Here is a 13,931-nt window from a genome sequence, read left to right on the forward strand (position 1 = left end):
TGTTTGAAAGAATTTTCATGCAATTGTGCATATTGTCTTTTAAATTTTTAATATAAGCTATTTAATATATACAAATCACTCTTTATTTTTCACATTTCGACATAAAAAGATAGAGGGTCTGACCAGAAAACTGGAGGACATGATTCTATAACAGAAAGCTTATTGCTTATAGAATCATGTCTTTTATTATACAAGGGAGGATAGATTACGTATTTTTATCTGAAGTTTAAGATTGATACAAGGGGATGAGTAAAATGAGAAAAAAAGCGCCATTTAAAGTGTTGTCATCGTTAACGATCGCGACAATCATCGGATGCTCAGCTGTAATGAGTGCTCCGTTAGCATACGCAGAAATGCCAGCAAAAGAAAGTGTGTCTACAACGCCAATTGATCATAACTTAATTCAAGAAGATCGATTAGCGGAAGCGCTGAAAGAAAGAGGAACAATTAATCCAGCATCGTCTAAAGAAGAGACAAAAAAGGCCGTAGAGCAATATATTGAAAAGAAACAAGGGGATCAGGCAAATAAAGAAATTCTTCCAGCGGATACTGCTAAAGAGGCATCTGATTTTGTGAAAAAAGTAAAAGAGAAAAAAATGGAAGAAAAGGAGAAGGTAAAGAAACCTGAAAAAAATGTTAGCCCTGAGCAAAAACCGGAACCAAATAAAAATCAATTGAATGGGCAAGTTCCAACTTCTAAAGCAAAGCAAGCGCCATATAATGGACCGGTTCGAAATGATAAAGTATTAGTATTACTCGTTGAATTTAGTGATTATAAACATAATAATATTGATCAGACGCCAGGGTATATGTATTCGAAAGACTTTAGTAGAGAGCATTATCAAAAAATGTTATTTGGTAATGAGCCGTACAAGCTATTTGATGGTTCGAAAGTAAAAACGTTTAAACAATATTATGAAGAGCAGTCTGGCGGTAGTTATACGACGGATGGATATGTAACCGAATGGCTAACTGTGCCAGGGAAAGCGTCTGACTACGGTGCTGATGGTAGTAGTGGTCACGATAATAAAGGACCAAAAGGCGCACGTGATTTAGTGAAAGAAGCTTTACATGCAGCTGCTGAGAAAGGGTTAGATTTATCTCAATTTGATCAATTTGATAGATATGATACAAATGGTGATGGAAATCCAAATGAACCTGATGGTGTAATTGATCATTTAATGGTAATCCATGCTGGTGTTGGTCAAGAAGCTGGTGGCGGTAAATTAGGTGATGATGCAATTTGGTCACATCGTTCAAAATTAGCAATAGATCCAGTAGCGATTGAAGGTACAAAATCAAATGTAGATTACTTTGGTGGAAAAGTAGCAGCGCATGATTACACAATTGAACCAGAAGATGGAGCAGTAGGTGTATTTGCGCATGAATTTGGACATGACCTTGGTTTACCGGATGAATATGACACGAAATATACTGGAACTGGTTCACCTGTTGAAGCGTGGTCATTAATGAGTGGAGGTAGCTGGACAGGAAAAATCGCAGGAACAGAGCCAACTAGTTTCTCACCACAAAATAAAGATTTCTTACAAAAAAATATGGGTGGTAACTGGGCAAAAATTTTAGAAGTAGATTACGATAAAATTAAGCGTGGTGTAGGAGTTCCTACATATATTGATCAAAGTGTTACGAAATCCAATCGTCCAGGCGTTGTACGTGTTAACTTACCAGGTAAAAGTGTTGAAACAATTAAACCGGAGTTTGGAAAGCATGCATATTATAGTACAAGAGGAGATGATATGCATACAACATTAGAAACACCATTCTTTGATTTAACAAAAGGAACAAATGCAAAATTCGATTATAAAGCAAATTATGAGTTAGAAGCAGAGTGTGATTTCATCGAAGTACATGCTGTAACAGAAGATGGAACGAAGACGTTAATTGATAGAGTTGGAGAAAAAGTAGTACAAGGAGATAAAGACACGACAGATGGAAAATGGATTGATAAATCATACGATTTAAGTCAATTTAAAGGGAAGAAAGTGAAACTACAATTCGACTATATTACAGATCCAGCTTTAACATATAAAGGTTTCGCGATGGATAATGTAAATGTAACAGTTGATGGACAAGTAGTATTTTCTGATGATGCAGAAGGAACATCTAAAATGCAGTTAAATGGATTCGTTGTTTCTGATGGGACAGAGAAGAAACAACATTATTATTATTTAGAGTGGAGAAACTATGCTGGATCAGATAATGGATTAAAAGCAGGAAAAGGTCCGGTGTATAATACTGGTCTTGTCGTTTGGTATGCAGATGATAGTTTCAAAGATAACTGGGTTGGGGTACATCCAGGTGAAGGCTTCCTTGGTGTTGTAGACTCTCATCCAGAAGCGTTTGTTGGTAATTTAAACGGGAAACCAGCGTATGGTAATACAGGCATGCAAATTGCAGACGCTGCCTTTTCATTTGATCAAACACCCGCATGGAGTGCAAATTCATTAACACGTGGACAGTTTAACTATTCTGGATTACAAGGTGTTACAACTTTTGATGATTCAAAAGTATATAGTAACAAACAAATTGCAGACGCGGGAAGAAAAGTTCCAAACCTTGGACTTAAATTCCAAGTTGTTGGACAGGCAGAGGATAAATCGGCAGGCGCTGTTTGGATTAAACGTTAATAACATAAAAGCACATTCTTCATATGAAGAGTGTGCTTTTTAATTTGTACATTAAGTTATTATTTTAGCTTATGTAATACAATTGTCTGTTCATATGTAGTGTATCAAATTATGTGGGTAAAGGAAATATTTCCGAGGAAATTGTCGAAGTATCGTCGGTATTTATACACTTTCTTTGTAGAAGAAGAAATGTAGTATTGCCTTTACAGTTTAATTTATTTACATTGTTATTTGGCTATACACAAAAGTGGTATATTCGGCAATCAAAGAGCTCTATTCGATAGGGCTCTTTTTTATGGATAGAAAGGAGTGAACTAAATGAAAGAAATAATTGAATGTCCACAGTGTGAAGGGAATATTACTGCACAACATATTATTGATCTTCCGCATCCTTTTTCATTCAGGTGTCCACACTGTAAGGTGAAATTAAAAGAAATGAGGATCACACCATGTTTAATATTAGCGGCAATTTGTATAATTCCACTGTTTATCATGATTGGAGAGAGTATTAAGGAATTACTAGTAAAATATTTTTCTATTATAGATGATGTACCAACTGTACTTATTTTCTTCTTATTTTGTTATCCGTTGTATTATCTTTATGAAAAATATAATGCCATATTGTTTATTAAATACGGCTTGTTGAAAGTCAAAAGTTGAATAGGAGCTTATCATTATGTTGTGGAAAGTTTATTTAGTAATTATAGCGATATTAACTATAACTTCGCTAGTAAGAGGCATGTTTCAAACACTAATTCAAAAGTTTGATTTTGTAGTGTCTATTATTACATGGATAGGACTATTTGGATTTGTTTTTGATGTACAAATATTGACGCCGATCGTTTGGCAATGCATCTTCGTATTTAGCATCATTTGGACTTTAACTGCAGTTTTTGTTTTACGTTTATATGAAGAGAAGGATGACCCGCTACCTTTTATATTCAAATTAATTGGTATTATCCCAACGCTGCCATTATATTACGGGTTATATCAATATGCATTTTAAAAAAGACAATGATGGAATTAACCCATCATTGTCTTTTTTACTTTGCTTCTTACAAAAATCATTCCAGCAAATGTTAACAAGAATGCAGTTCCGATAACGAAGCTGACGCTAGGCGATGCCCCGATTGCTCCAACTGTAAAGGAGCCAGCAACAACTCCTAACGAGAAGAATGCATAAAACAATCCGAATGCTTTCCCTCGGTTACTATCTGTTGTATTTTCAACAAGTAAAGCATTAATTGCTGGGAAGAGGATAGCGAATCCAATTCCATAAATTATCATAACGATAAAGAGCATGCCTTTTGTTGCAAATAATCCGAGTAAAGATAACGCTAGTGCCATTACTGCAATCCCGATTAGCATTAGTTTGGAACGATTAAATCGATCGTAAATGCGATTTGTTGGCAGTAAGAAGAAGAGGATAGCGGTAATTCCGAATACACTTAACATCATGCCTGTTGTAGATGCTTTAAGTGCTAATGCCTCAACTTTTACTGGTAACATATAAGTGACAATCCCTTGTGAAAACATTAGTGTGAAAGCACCAATATATGCTTGTAATAACGGTTCTGATTTCAATAGTTCAATCATATCTTCTTTGTTCATCATTTGTGTTCTTGATGTATCTTTTCTTGATACGTTATTTGGTAAGAAGAATAGAGATACGATTGTACCAAGGACCATTAAAATAGAAATAGTAATGAACACCCACTCTATACCAGCTGTTGCTTTCATAATGCCGCTGAAAGCAGGTCCTACGATTGCAGCTGTTCCAACAGCGGCACCAGATAGAGCTATTGCCTTACCTTGTCTTGCTGAATTTGTTTGTTTTGATAAAAACGTAAAGGCAGCAGGAATTAAAAATCCGTCACTAAAGCCGTGCATAAAGCGCACAACTAATAGTTGTTCACCACTTTGAACAACGGTGTATAACAAGACTATGAAACTCGTAAGTCCCATGCTTATATAAAGTATTTTTTTTGCACCAAATTTATCGACAGCAGCGCCAGCAATAATATTACCGATCATATTAGCGAATGAGTACATACCGACAACTAGCCCAATAATAAGAGGAGATCCTCCAAGACTTTGAGCGAACGTACTCATAATAGGTAATTGTGAAAATGTATCTAGAAACGCTACGATAACAATAAAGTAAATAAAATATTTCAAGCGATATTCACCTCTCCTATGCTATTATGGCATAATGCTAATTTCAACCGCAATGAAATTAGCATTAACAGATGTGGAAAAAAGTACAAAGTGACAAAATATTGAACGTTATTTGTTAAAATTTAGTGGAATTGAGATTGTTTTTTTGAAATATATGGATAGAAGTATTATAATAGATTGGTAAACTTCACCAGGTTAAGTATATACGTAGAGAGGGATGTATAAAATGAAAGCATTACTTTGGTATAATCAACGCGATGTACGAGTAGAAGAAGTACCAGAACCAACTGTAAGACCAGGAGCAGTTAAGATTAAAGTGAAATGGTGTGGTATCTGCGGAACAGACTTGCATGAATATTTAGCAGGACCTATTTTTATTCCAACAGAAGAGCACCCATTAACACACGTAAAAGCACCGGTTATTTTAGGTCATGAGTTTAGTGGTGAGGTAGTTGAAATCGGTGAAGGCGTTACTTCTCATAAAGTGGGAGATCGCGTCGTTGTAGAACCAATTTATTCTTGTGGTAAATGTGAAGCTTGTAAACATGGACATTACAATGTTTGTGAACAACTTGTTTTCCACGGTCTTGGCGGAGAAGGCGGCGGTTTCTCTGAATATACAGTAGTACCAGAAGATATGGTCCACCATATTCCTGATGAAATGACGTATGAACAAGGTGCACTTGTAGAACCAGCAGCGGTAGCAGTTCATGCAGTACGTCAAAGTAAATTAAAAGAAGGGGAAGCTGTAGCAGTATTTGGTTGTGGTCCAATTGGACTTCTTGTCATTCAAGCAGCTAAAGCAGCAGGAGCAACTCCTGTTATTGCAGTAGAACTTTCTAAAGAACGTCAAGAGTTAGCAAAATTAGCAGGTGCGGATTATGTATTAAATCCAGCTACTCAAGATGTACTAGCAGAAATTCGTAACTTAACAAATGGTTTAGGTGTAAATGTGAGCTTTGAAGTAACAGGTGTCGAAGTAGTACTTCGTCAAGCGATTGAAAGTACAAGCTTTGAAGGACAAACTGTAATTGTTAGTGTGTGGGAAAAAGATGCGACAATTACGCCAAACAATCTTGTACTAAAAGAAAAAGAAGTTATCGGTATTCTTGGATACCGTCATATCTTCCCAGCTGTTATTAAATTAATTAGCTCTGGCCAAATTCAAGCAGAGAAATTAATTACGAAAAAAATCACAGTAGATCAAGTTGTTGAAGAAGGATTTGAAGCACTTGTAAAAGATAAAACACAAGTGAAAATTCTTGTTTCACCTAAATAATAGAGAATAGTAAAAAGTAGCCCTTTTCTAGAAATAGAAGAGGGCTACTTTTTTTCTATACAGAAAGGTGATAGACTTTCCTTTAACTACAGGTATTTTGTGTGGAAGGGGAAGTCTAATGCTTTCATTTATGTTGACATTGAAACGGATGCTAAAAGCTTGTTTACGAGCGTGGAAAGATAAAGAATTTCAAGTATTATTCGTATTAACATTTTTAACATTAACATCTGGTACAATTTTTTATAGTACAGTTGAAGGATTACGTCCTCTTGACGCTTTATATTTTAGTGTGGTCACGTTGACGACTGTTGGTGATGGGAATTTTAGTCCGCAAACTGATTTCGGAAAGATATTTACAATCTTATACATATTTATTGGGATTGGATTAGTGTTTGGATTTATTCATAAGTTGGCAGTTAATGTACAATTGCCGAGTATATTGTCGAATAGAAAAAAAGAGTAAAGCATGTGGATGCTTTACTCTTTTTTTACATTAATTTAGACAAGTATTTGCAGTAGCTTAACAATACTTTATTAAAATGTAAGTGTATTCATTCATTACGTTCACTATGTATAAAGTTATAGTGATATGAACATTTGCATATTTTAATTTATTGATAGAAATTTTGTGAAAGGTGGGATATTCTAGTCATAGGTTAACCGGAAGACATCATAGGATCCTAACAAAATATGAACAATAATTCAATTATAAAATGGAGGATTTCAGATGAAAAAGAAAGTTCTTGCTTTAGCAGCAGCTATTACGTTAGTAGCGCCATTACAAAGCGTTGCATTTGCTCATGAAAACGATGGAGGACAGAGAGTTGGAGTTATTCCGCGCTGGTCTGCTGAAGATAAGCATAAAGAAGGCGTAAACTCTCATTTATGGATTGTAAACCGTGCAATGGATATTATGTCTCGTAATACAACACTTGTAAAACAAGATCAAGTTGCACTATTAAATGAATGGCGTACGGAGTTAGAGAACGGTATTTATGCTGCTGACTATGAAAATCCTTATTATGATAATAGCACATTTGCTTCACACTTCTATGACCCTGACAATGGAAAAACTTATATTCCATTTGCAAAGCAGGCAAAGGAAACTGGAGCTAAATATTTCAAATTAGCAGGTGAGTCATACAAAAATAAAGATATGAAACAAGCATTCTTCTATTTGGGGTTATCTCTTCATTATTTAGGGGATGTAAATCAACCGATGCATGCGGCAAACTTTACGAATCTTTCGTATCCACAAGGATTCCATTCTAAATATGAAAACTTTGTAGATACGATAAAAGATAATTATAAAGTAACGGATGGAAATGGATATTGGAACTGGAAAGGTACGAATCCAGAAGATTGGATTCATGGAGCGGCAGTGGCTGCGAAGCAAGATTACCCTGGCATTGTAAATGATAATACGAAAGATTGGTTCGTGAAAGCAGCTGTATCACAAGAATATGCAGATAAATGGCGCGCTGAAGTTACACCAATGACAGGTACGCGATTAATGGATGCACAACGTGTTACTGCTGGATACATCCAGCTTTGGTTTGATACGTACGGAAATCGTTAAATATTTGAAAAAGGTCAAATCTCAGCATAGAGTATTTGGCCTTTTTATTACTATATAATACATGGAGGTATGAAACGTGAAAAGTAAATTGCTAAAAGGTGTACTTAGCTTTGGGATTGGTTTAGGAGCTTTATATAGTGGGTCCTCGGTTCAAGCAGAAACGTCTACAACTCAAAATAATACTTTAAAAGTGATGACGCATAATGTGTACATGCTATCAACAAACTTATATCCGAACTGGGGACAAAGTGAGCGTGCTGATTTAATTGGAGCGGCAGATTATATAAAGAATCAGGACGTTGTTATATTAAATGAAGTGTTTGATAATAGTGCCTCAGATCGTTTGTTAGGAAATTTAAAGAGAGAATATCCAAATCAAACGGCGGTATTAGGTCGTAGTAGTGGAAACGAATGGGATAAAACATTAGGAAACTATTCATCTTCAACTCCTGAAGATGGGGGCGTTGCGATTGTGAGTAAATGGCCAATTGTTGAAAAGATTCAATATGTATTCGAAGAAGGCTGTGGACCAGATAACTTATCAAATAAAGGATTTGTATACACAAAAGTTAAGAAAAATGATCGTTTTGTGCATGTAATTGGGACTCATTTACAAGCTGAAGATAGTATGTGTGGAAAAACTTCGCCAGCATCTGTACGTACAAAACAGCTACAAGAAATTCAAGATTTTATTAAAAACAAAAATATACCAAATAACGAGTACGTGTTAATTGGTGGTGATATGAATGTGAATAAAATAAACGCTGAGAATAATAGTGATTCAGAGTACGCATCCATGTTCAAAACATTGCACGCTTCTATTCCATCTTATACTGGACATACTGCAACTTGGGATGCGACGACAAACAGTATTGCGAAATATAACTTCCCCGATAGTCCTGCCGAGTATTTAGATTATATTATTATAAGTAAGGATCATGCTAATCCATCGTATATAGAGAATAAGGTGTTACAGTCGAAATCGCCACAATGGACTGTTACGTCATGGCTCAAAAAATATACATATACTGATTACTCGGATCATTATCCAGTAGAGGCGACTATTTCTATGAAGTAGAGTAGCCTAAAAAAGTTTCTTCGTAAAGAAGAAACTTTTTTTATTTGAAAACAGGAAAATCATTCTTTCTTTCCAATATGTATAAGACATATATAGAAGAGGAGAGAAAAATGTGGATAGAGGAATTTTTAAGGAAGTTCCATTACCGTGTGCGTTTTTAGATGAAGTGGCTTTAGAGAGGAATATTCAATCGATTATAGAGTTAAGTGGAGATAAGAAGATTCGTATAGCGAGTAAATCATTACGCTCTGTTCCAATTATGAAAAAGATTTTAGCTGCAAATAATCGGTTTCAAGGTATTATGTGTTTTTCTCCTAGAGAAACTTTGTTTTTAATTGAACAAGGATTTAATGATTTATTGCTCGGGTATCCTGTTTATGATGAAAGAGCTTTACATGAAATTAGTTTGCTGACAAAGCAAGGGCACATTATAACTTGTATGGTGGATTGTGAAGACCATATTACTTATTTAGAAAAAATTGCTGAGAAGTCTAAAGGGTGTTTTCGCGTTTGTTTGGATATTGATATGAGTAGTCGTTTTTTGAAATTTCATTTTGGTGTAAAAAGATCCCCGGTAAAAGATGTGCAGAGCGCTTTGAAAATAGTAGAAAAGGTGAAGGGCTCATCATATTTAATACTAGATGGTGTAATGGGATATGAAGCTCAAATTGCCGGGGTGGGGGATCATATACCGAATCAATGGATGAAAAGTAAAGTTGTTTCGTATTTAAAGAAGAAATCAGTGTTAGAGGTTAAAGAAAGAAGAGGACGTATCGTAAAAGAAATACAAAACCTTGGTATTGAACTAAGATTTGTAAATGGGGGAGGAACAGGAAGTATAAAAACAACTAAGCAAGATAACGCAGTTTCAGAGATTACTGTAGGATCCGCCTTTTACTCTCCTAAACTGTTTGACTATTATAACGAAGTAAAATTTCAGCCAGCTGCTGGATTTGCTTTACCAGTTGTACGCAAACCGGCTCCTTTTATTTATACTTGCCTAGGTGGCGGATATATTGCCTCAGGTGCAGTTGGTAAAGATAAAGAGCCTGAGGTTTGGCGACCGGGTGGTGCAAAACTATTAGCTTTAGAAGGTGCTGGTGAAGTGCAAACGCCAATTTTTTATAACGGTGAGGAACGAGTAGCGATAGGAGATTCTATCTTGTTTCGTCATAGTAAAGCTGGAGAGTTATGTGAGCGTTTTCCTGTTTTGTATCGCATTAAACAAGGGGAAATCGTTGGAGAGTATTCAACATATCGGGGGGATGGACAATGCTTTCTATAAAGGGACAAAGATGGAGAAATTGGACAGGGAATGTAGAAGGAACACCGCATTATACGATGTATCCAAAAAGTATACAAGATGTAGTAGAAGTTGTGGGACTTGCACGAAAAAAAGGAAAGAAAATTCGTGTTGTCGGTTCAGGGCATTCTTTTACACCTCTTGTGCAAACGGAAGAAATTTTAGTTTCTTTAGATGAATTGAAGGGCATTGCAAATATTGATGCAGAGAAGAAGGTTGCCGAAGTATGGGCGGGAACAAAGCTACATGATTTAGGGAAGTTACTTCAGGAAAAAGGTTATGCGCAAGAAAATTTAGGGGATATTGATTCACAATCTATTGCAGGAGCGATTAGTACGGGGACTCATGGGACGGGTGTTACATTTGGGAGTTTATCAACACAAGTTATAGAGATCACGGCAGTTTTATCAACAGGTGAGAGTATAGTTTGTTCAGAAACCGAGAACGCCGAATATTGGAAAGCATTTCAGTTGTCGCTTGGAATGCTAGGTATCATTGTAAAGATAAAATTGAAGGTTATCCCAGCGTATTCTCTCGTTTATGAAAGCGAAAAACAGTCATTAACTACTGTAATGAACAAGCTAGAAGAATATAAGAAGAATCGTCATTTTGAATTTTTCGTTTTTCCTTATTCAGATGAAGTGCAAGTGAAATTTACAAACAAAACAACGAGTAAAGAAAGGGATTTGAAATGGCATAAACTAAAGGTGGAGTTACTTGAAAATAGGATGTTCTCTTTATTATCCAAAGGGTGTAAATGGTTCCCTTCTATAAGTAAAGGAGTAAGCCGATTATCGGCTAAGGCTGTACCGAACACGAAAATAATTGGCGCAAGCTATGAAGTGTTCGCTACATCACGTACAGTTCCATTTTATGAAATGGAGTATAGTGTTCCTTCAAATTATATGAGGACTGTTGTAGAAGAGATTTCAAATCTTATTGAAAAGAAAAAGTATAAGGTACACTTCCCGATTGAATGCCGCTACGTGAGAGATGATGATATATGGCTCAGTCCAGCGTACGGAAGAGATTCAGCGTATATAGCTGTTCATATGTATAAAGGTATGAAGTATGCCGCTTATTTTGGTGAAGTGGAGAAAATTTTTCTAAAGTATGAAGGGCGCCCACATTGGGGGAAAATGCATACGTTAACGTACGAAAAATTGCAAAATATATATCCAGAATTGCATTCGTTTCTAAAAGTGAGGAAGTCACTAGATGAAACAGGAATATTTTTAAGCCCTTATACAGAAAAGTTATTTACGATTATGAAAAAAAGCTGACAAATTAGTATTTGTCAGCTTTTTTAAGTGTAATTGCATTTCTTGTATGACTAATACGCTCGTAAAATAGTAATTTATCACTACTAAATACATGTAATAAAACATGAATAATAAATAGCCCGTTAATTACAAATTGGAATAACAGTATAACTAGTAATACTAAAGGCTCTGTATGATTTAAAATAGAGCTACTAGAAAGAATATAATTAATTCCACCTAAAATGAAATAGAATATACCGTAACGAATGAATAATTCCTTCATTGTAATATGTTCTGATTTTCCTTTAACGTAAATACGAAGCAATGCTTTCCCAATTGTTTTTCCATTCGTAAAGTATGGAATGATAATAAAGTAAATAAAGATCGAACATGTAATGAAGATAAGTTCATATACATTTGTGTAAGATTGAATATTAGAAATGAAGAAAGAATTTCCTTTGTTTTTAATGACAGGTACAACGATAGATAAGAAAATCCAATCAATTTGCATCGCGATAAGGCGACGAACGAATCCGACTGGTTTCGTTTCCAAATCAATACGACTATCTAACTCGTTTGCTTTCGGAAGGAAGTACGTAAATATTGGTGCAATGATAAAACCAATTACGCCACCTAGTGTATTTAAAAACAAATCATCGATATCAAATAAGCGATATGCACAATTATAAATACCATATAGTCCAGTCACTTGTGTTAGCTCGAAAAATAGTGAAAGACAAAAAGAAATACAAATAGTCTGTAAGAAACTACGTCGGAAATAATAACGTAAGTAAATACCAAATGGAACGGTTAATAGAACGTTAAATGCAACTTGTAAAAATGCAGATTCTTTTAATAAGTAGAAATAAGTAGCTGGTTTCGTTAAAATTGCTGATGTATGATTACCAATCTCTTGTATGAAATAAAATGGTGAGAGTTGCATGTGCTGTGTATTAGCCGGTTGTAGGCTACAAGTATCATACGTTTGTGGTAATGGCAAAATAACAAGAAAATAGGCATTTAATAAGTAGAGTAATAATGAGTATAAAATAAATGAGCGCCATTTATTTAAATAACCGTATTTTCGATAATTAAATATTAAAAAAGGAATTAAGAGAAACATTGCTAAAATAGGAAATAAAATAAATGCTGTTTTTACTGGAAATAAATATGCAGTCAAAATGAAGCTCCTTTCAATGAAAATTCGTTTATCATTATAGCGCTAAAAGGAGTTTAAAACAAAGTTAAAATATTTCGAAATAGAAAGAATTACAAATTTTATCGGAATTAAGTTACACTAAATCTAATATAAGGATATTGTGATTATATAAGTTGAGAGAGGGTACTAGATATGCGATATGAGCTTTTTTCTGTAAGCGGGGATCATATTACAACTTTTGAAAGCACATGGCGTTTTCAGGAGGGGGAACAGATTTTTGTTCATGATGATAATACAAAACGAAATTTTATTATTATTCGCATAACACATGATTTATTTCAAAAAAATACACATGTTATCCGCTATTTGTGGGCAGTAAAACTCCCACCTCAAAATTCGGCCGGAGCAAAGAAGTTAGGTGGGAGCCCTGCTGCCCGTAAAAGCCCGATTGGTGAAGGCTAATAATCAGTGGAGGATGAACAAAACCCCCACTGATTAAAGTTTCACTTTATAAGAAAATGATAGTTAGCACACCTACGATAATACAGTAGAAAGAGAAATATTTTAAATTTCCTTTTGCCATAATGTTCATAAACCATTTTAATGAAATATATGTCATGACAAATGTTGCGATGAAGGCAACAATATAAGGTACAAATAATGTATCTAAATTTGGATCGTTTGCAATGTCTGTAATACTTAACAATAAACCACCTAAGCTAACAGGGATGTATAGTAAGAATGAGAAACGAAGAGCTGTTTCTTGCTTCATACCAAGTAACATTGCTGCTACGATTGTAGCACCTGACCTGCTTATACCAGGAATTAGTGCGCAAGCTTGTGCTAGGCCAATAATAATTGCATCTTTCATAGAAAGGTCGCCATCATTTTTACGTCCACGCAAGTTTCGAATAATCCAAAGGCCGATAGCAGTAATAAGGAGAGAAATCCCAACCATTTTCACACCTTTTAAGTACTGATCGATATAATCTTTGAATAAAACCCCAATTACACCTGCTGGAATGGTTGCAATAACAAGGTAAATAATAAAGAAGAAATCTGATTTTGCATCTTCTGCTCTTGTGAATATATAAGATAGACCATTCTTTGTTAGACGAATTAAGTCATTTCTATAAATAAGTAATACAGCTAATAATGAAGCTGAATTAACAAGTAGCTCAAAGCTAAACCCTTCTATTTTTAGTCCTAGCAAATGCTGTGCTAAAACGAGATGACCGCTTGAAGAAATCGGAATTGGTTCTGTTAGTCCTTGGAATAGACCAAGAATTAAATACTTCAAAATGTAATAAAATTGTTCCATAACATCCTCCTTGTGTATTAGTCGAAAGAAATAACTTTTCTATTATAACAAAAGAGAGAGCGAATATTGAGAAGAAATAAATATTCGAAATATAATAAAAATCCCCTATGACGTCATAGGGGAT

13 protein-coding genes are annotated in these 13,931 nt (G+C 35.0%); 10 read left to right on the top strand and 3 right to left on the bottom strand.

Annotated elements, in window-relative coordinates; translation table 11 throughout:
- Positions 1-254 precede the first annotated feature (254 nt).
- From inhA2 to JFT95_RS01750, 3 genes are all read left to right on the top strand, one after another.
- Entirely contained in the window at positions 255-2,648 is a 2,394-nt protein-coding gene (inhA2, locus tag JFT95_RS01740; RefSeq protein WP_201051228.1) for a M6 family metalloprotease immune inhibitor InhA2, read from the top strand.
- 318 nt (positions 2,649-2,966) lie between these two features.
- A complete protein-coding gene (locus tag JFT95_RS01745; RefSeq protein WP_002125258.1) occupies positions 2,967-3,308 on the top strand; it encodes a hypothetical protein in 342 nt (113 codons plus the stop codon).
- Between the two features lie 16 nt (positions 3,309-3,324).
- Positions 3,325-3,654, top strand: a complete 330-nt coding sequence (locus JFT95_RS01750; protein ID WP_201051229.1) for a hypothetical protein — start codon at positions 3,325-3,327, stop codon at positions 3,652-3,654.
- A gap of 17 nt (positions 3,655-3,671) precedes the next feature.
- On the opposite strand, the gene JFT95_RS01755 is transcribed toward JFT95_RS01750, so the two are convergent.
- A complete protein-coding gene (locus tag JFT95_RS01755; protein WP_201051230.1) occupies positions 3,672-4,826 on the bottom strand; it encodes an MFS transporter in 1,155 nt (384 codons plus the stop codon).
- A 226-nt stretch (positions 4,827-5,052) separates the two neighbouring features.
- Here JFT95_RS01755 and bdhA point away from each other — a divergent pair, with 226 nt between their 5' ends.
- The 6 genes from bdhA to JFT95_RS01785 all read left to right on the top strand — a co-directional run bounded on the left by bdhA (position 5,053) and on the right by JFT95_RS01785 (position 11,348).
- Complete coding sequence (gene bdhA, locus JFT95_RS01760; RefSeq protein ID WP_201051231.1) at positions 5,053-6,105, top strand: (R,R)-butanediol dehydrogenase; 1,053 nt, start codon at positions 5,053-5,055, stop codon at positions 6,103-6,105.
- A gap of 118 nt (positions 6,106-6,223) precedes the next feature.
- Positions 6,224-6,568 carry a potassium channel family protein gene (locus tag JFT95_RS01765; protein WP_000948236.1) on the top strand — a complete coding sequence of 115 codons (345 nt, stop codon included), beginning with the start codon at positions 6,224-6,226 and terminating at the stop codon, positions 6,566-6,568.
- A 264-nt stretch (positions 6,569-6,832) separates the two neighbouring features.
- Entirely contained in the window at positions 6,833-7,684 is an 852-nt protein-coding gene (gene cerA, locus JFT95_RS01770; protein ID WP_059037697.1) for a phospholipase CerA, read from the top strand.
- Between the two features lie 76 nt (positions 7,685-7,760).
- Complete coding sequence (sph, locus tag JFT95_RS01775; RefSeq protein ID WP_059037695.1) at positions 7,761-8,762, top strand: sphingomyelinase C; 1,002 nt, start codon at positions 7,761-7,763, stop codon at positions 8,760-8,762.
- A gap of 112 nt (positions 8,763-8,874) precedes the next feature.
- Positions 8,875-10,047 carry an amino acid deaminase/aldolase gene (locus tag JFT95_RS01780; RefSeq protein ID WP_059037693.1) on the top strand — a complete coding sequence of 391 codons (1,173 nt, stop codon included), beginning with the start codon at positions 8,875-8,877 and terminating at the stop codon, positions 10,045-10,047.
- Positions 10,035-11,348, top strand: coding sequence for a D-arabinono-1,4-lactone oxidase (locus JFT95_RS01785; protein WP_201051233.1), 1,314 nt, complete (start codon positions 10,035-10,037; stop codon positions 11,346-11,348). The genes JFT95_RS01780 and JFT95_RS01785 overlap by 13 nt, the downstream gene beginning before the upstream one ends.
- Positions 11,349-11,352: 4 nt before the next feature.
- Here JFT95_RS01785 and JFT95_RS01790 read toward each other — a convergent pair whose 3' ends face one another.
- A complete protein-coding gene (locus JFT95_RS01790; RefSeq protein ID WP_002186961.1) occupies positions 11,353-12,507 on the bottom strand; it encodes a VanZ family protein in 1,155 nt (384 codons plus the stop codon).
- 171 nt (positions 12,508-12,678) lie between these two features.
- Between JFT95_RS01790 and JFT95_RS01795 the strand changes: the two genes are divergently transcribed.
- The gene (locus tag JFT95_RS01795; RefSeq protein WP_201053700.1) at positions 12,679-12,948 is read left to right on the top strand and encodes a hypothetical protein; all 270 of its coding nucleotides are present in this window, start codon (positions 12,679-12,681) and stop codon (positions 12,946-12,948) included.
- A gap of 46 nt (positions 12,949-12,994) precedes the next feature.
- On the opposite strand, the gene JFT95_RS01800 is transcribed toward JFT95_RS01795, so the two are convergent.
- On the bottom strand, positions 12,995-13,807 hold the full coding sequence (locus JFT95_RS01800; RefSeq protein ID WP_016121464.1) for an undecaprenyl-diphosphate phosphatase: 813 nt from the start codon (positions 13,805-13,807) through the stop codon (positions 12,995-12,997).
- Positions 13,808-13,931 lie beyond the last annotated feature (124 nt).

It is taken from the genome of Bacillus sp. TH17 (genome assembly GCF_016651125.1).
Classification (GTDB): Bacteria; Bacillota; Bacilli; order Bacillales; family Bacillaceae_G; genus Bacillus_A; species Bacillus_A mycoides.

What these genes read in the sequence shown, in the direction of transcription:
- inhA2 (WP_201051228.1), top strand. Translation starts at nt 255, where the DNA reads ATGAGAAAAAAAGCGCCATTTAAAGTGTTGTCATCGTTAACGATCGCG.
- JFT95_RS01745 (WP_002125258.1), top strand. Translation starts at nt 2,967, where the DNA reads ATGAAAGAAATAATTGAATGTCCACAGTGTGAAGGGAATATTACTGCA.
- JFT95_RS01750 (WP_201051229.1), top strand. Translation starts at nt 3,325, where the DNA reads ATGTTGTGGAAAGTTTATTTAGTAATTATAGCGATATTAACTATAACT.
- bdhA (WP_201051231.1), top strand. Translation starts at nt 5,053, where the DNA reads ATGAAAGCATTACTTTGGTATAATCAACGCGATGTACGAGTAGAAGAA.
- JFT95_RS01765 (WP_000948236.1), top strand. Translation starts at nt 6,224, where the DNA reads ATGCTTTCATTTATGTTGACATTGAAACGGATGCTAAAAGCTTGTTTA.
- cerA (WP_059037697.1), top strand. Translation starts at nt 6,833, where the DNA reads ATGAAAAAGAAAGTTCTTGCTTTAGCAGCAGCTATTACGTTAGTAGCG.
- JFT95_RS01785 (WP_201051233.1), top strand. Translation starts at nt 10,035, where the DNA reads ATGCTTTCTATAAAGGGACAAAGATGGAGAAATTGGACAGGGAATGTA.
- JFT95_RS01795 (WP_201053700.1), top strand. Translation starts at nt 12,679, where the DNA reads ATGCGATATGAGCTTTTTTCTGTAAGCGGGGATCATATTACAACTTTT.
- JFT95_RS01800 (WP_016121464.1), bottom strand. Translation starts at nt 13,807, where the DNA reads ATGGAACAATTTTATTACATTTTGAAGTATTTAATTCTTGGTCTATTC.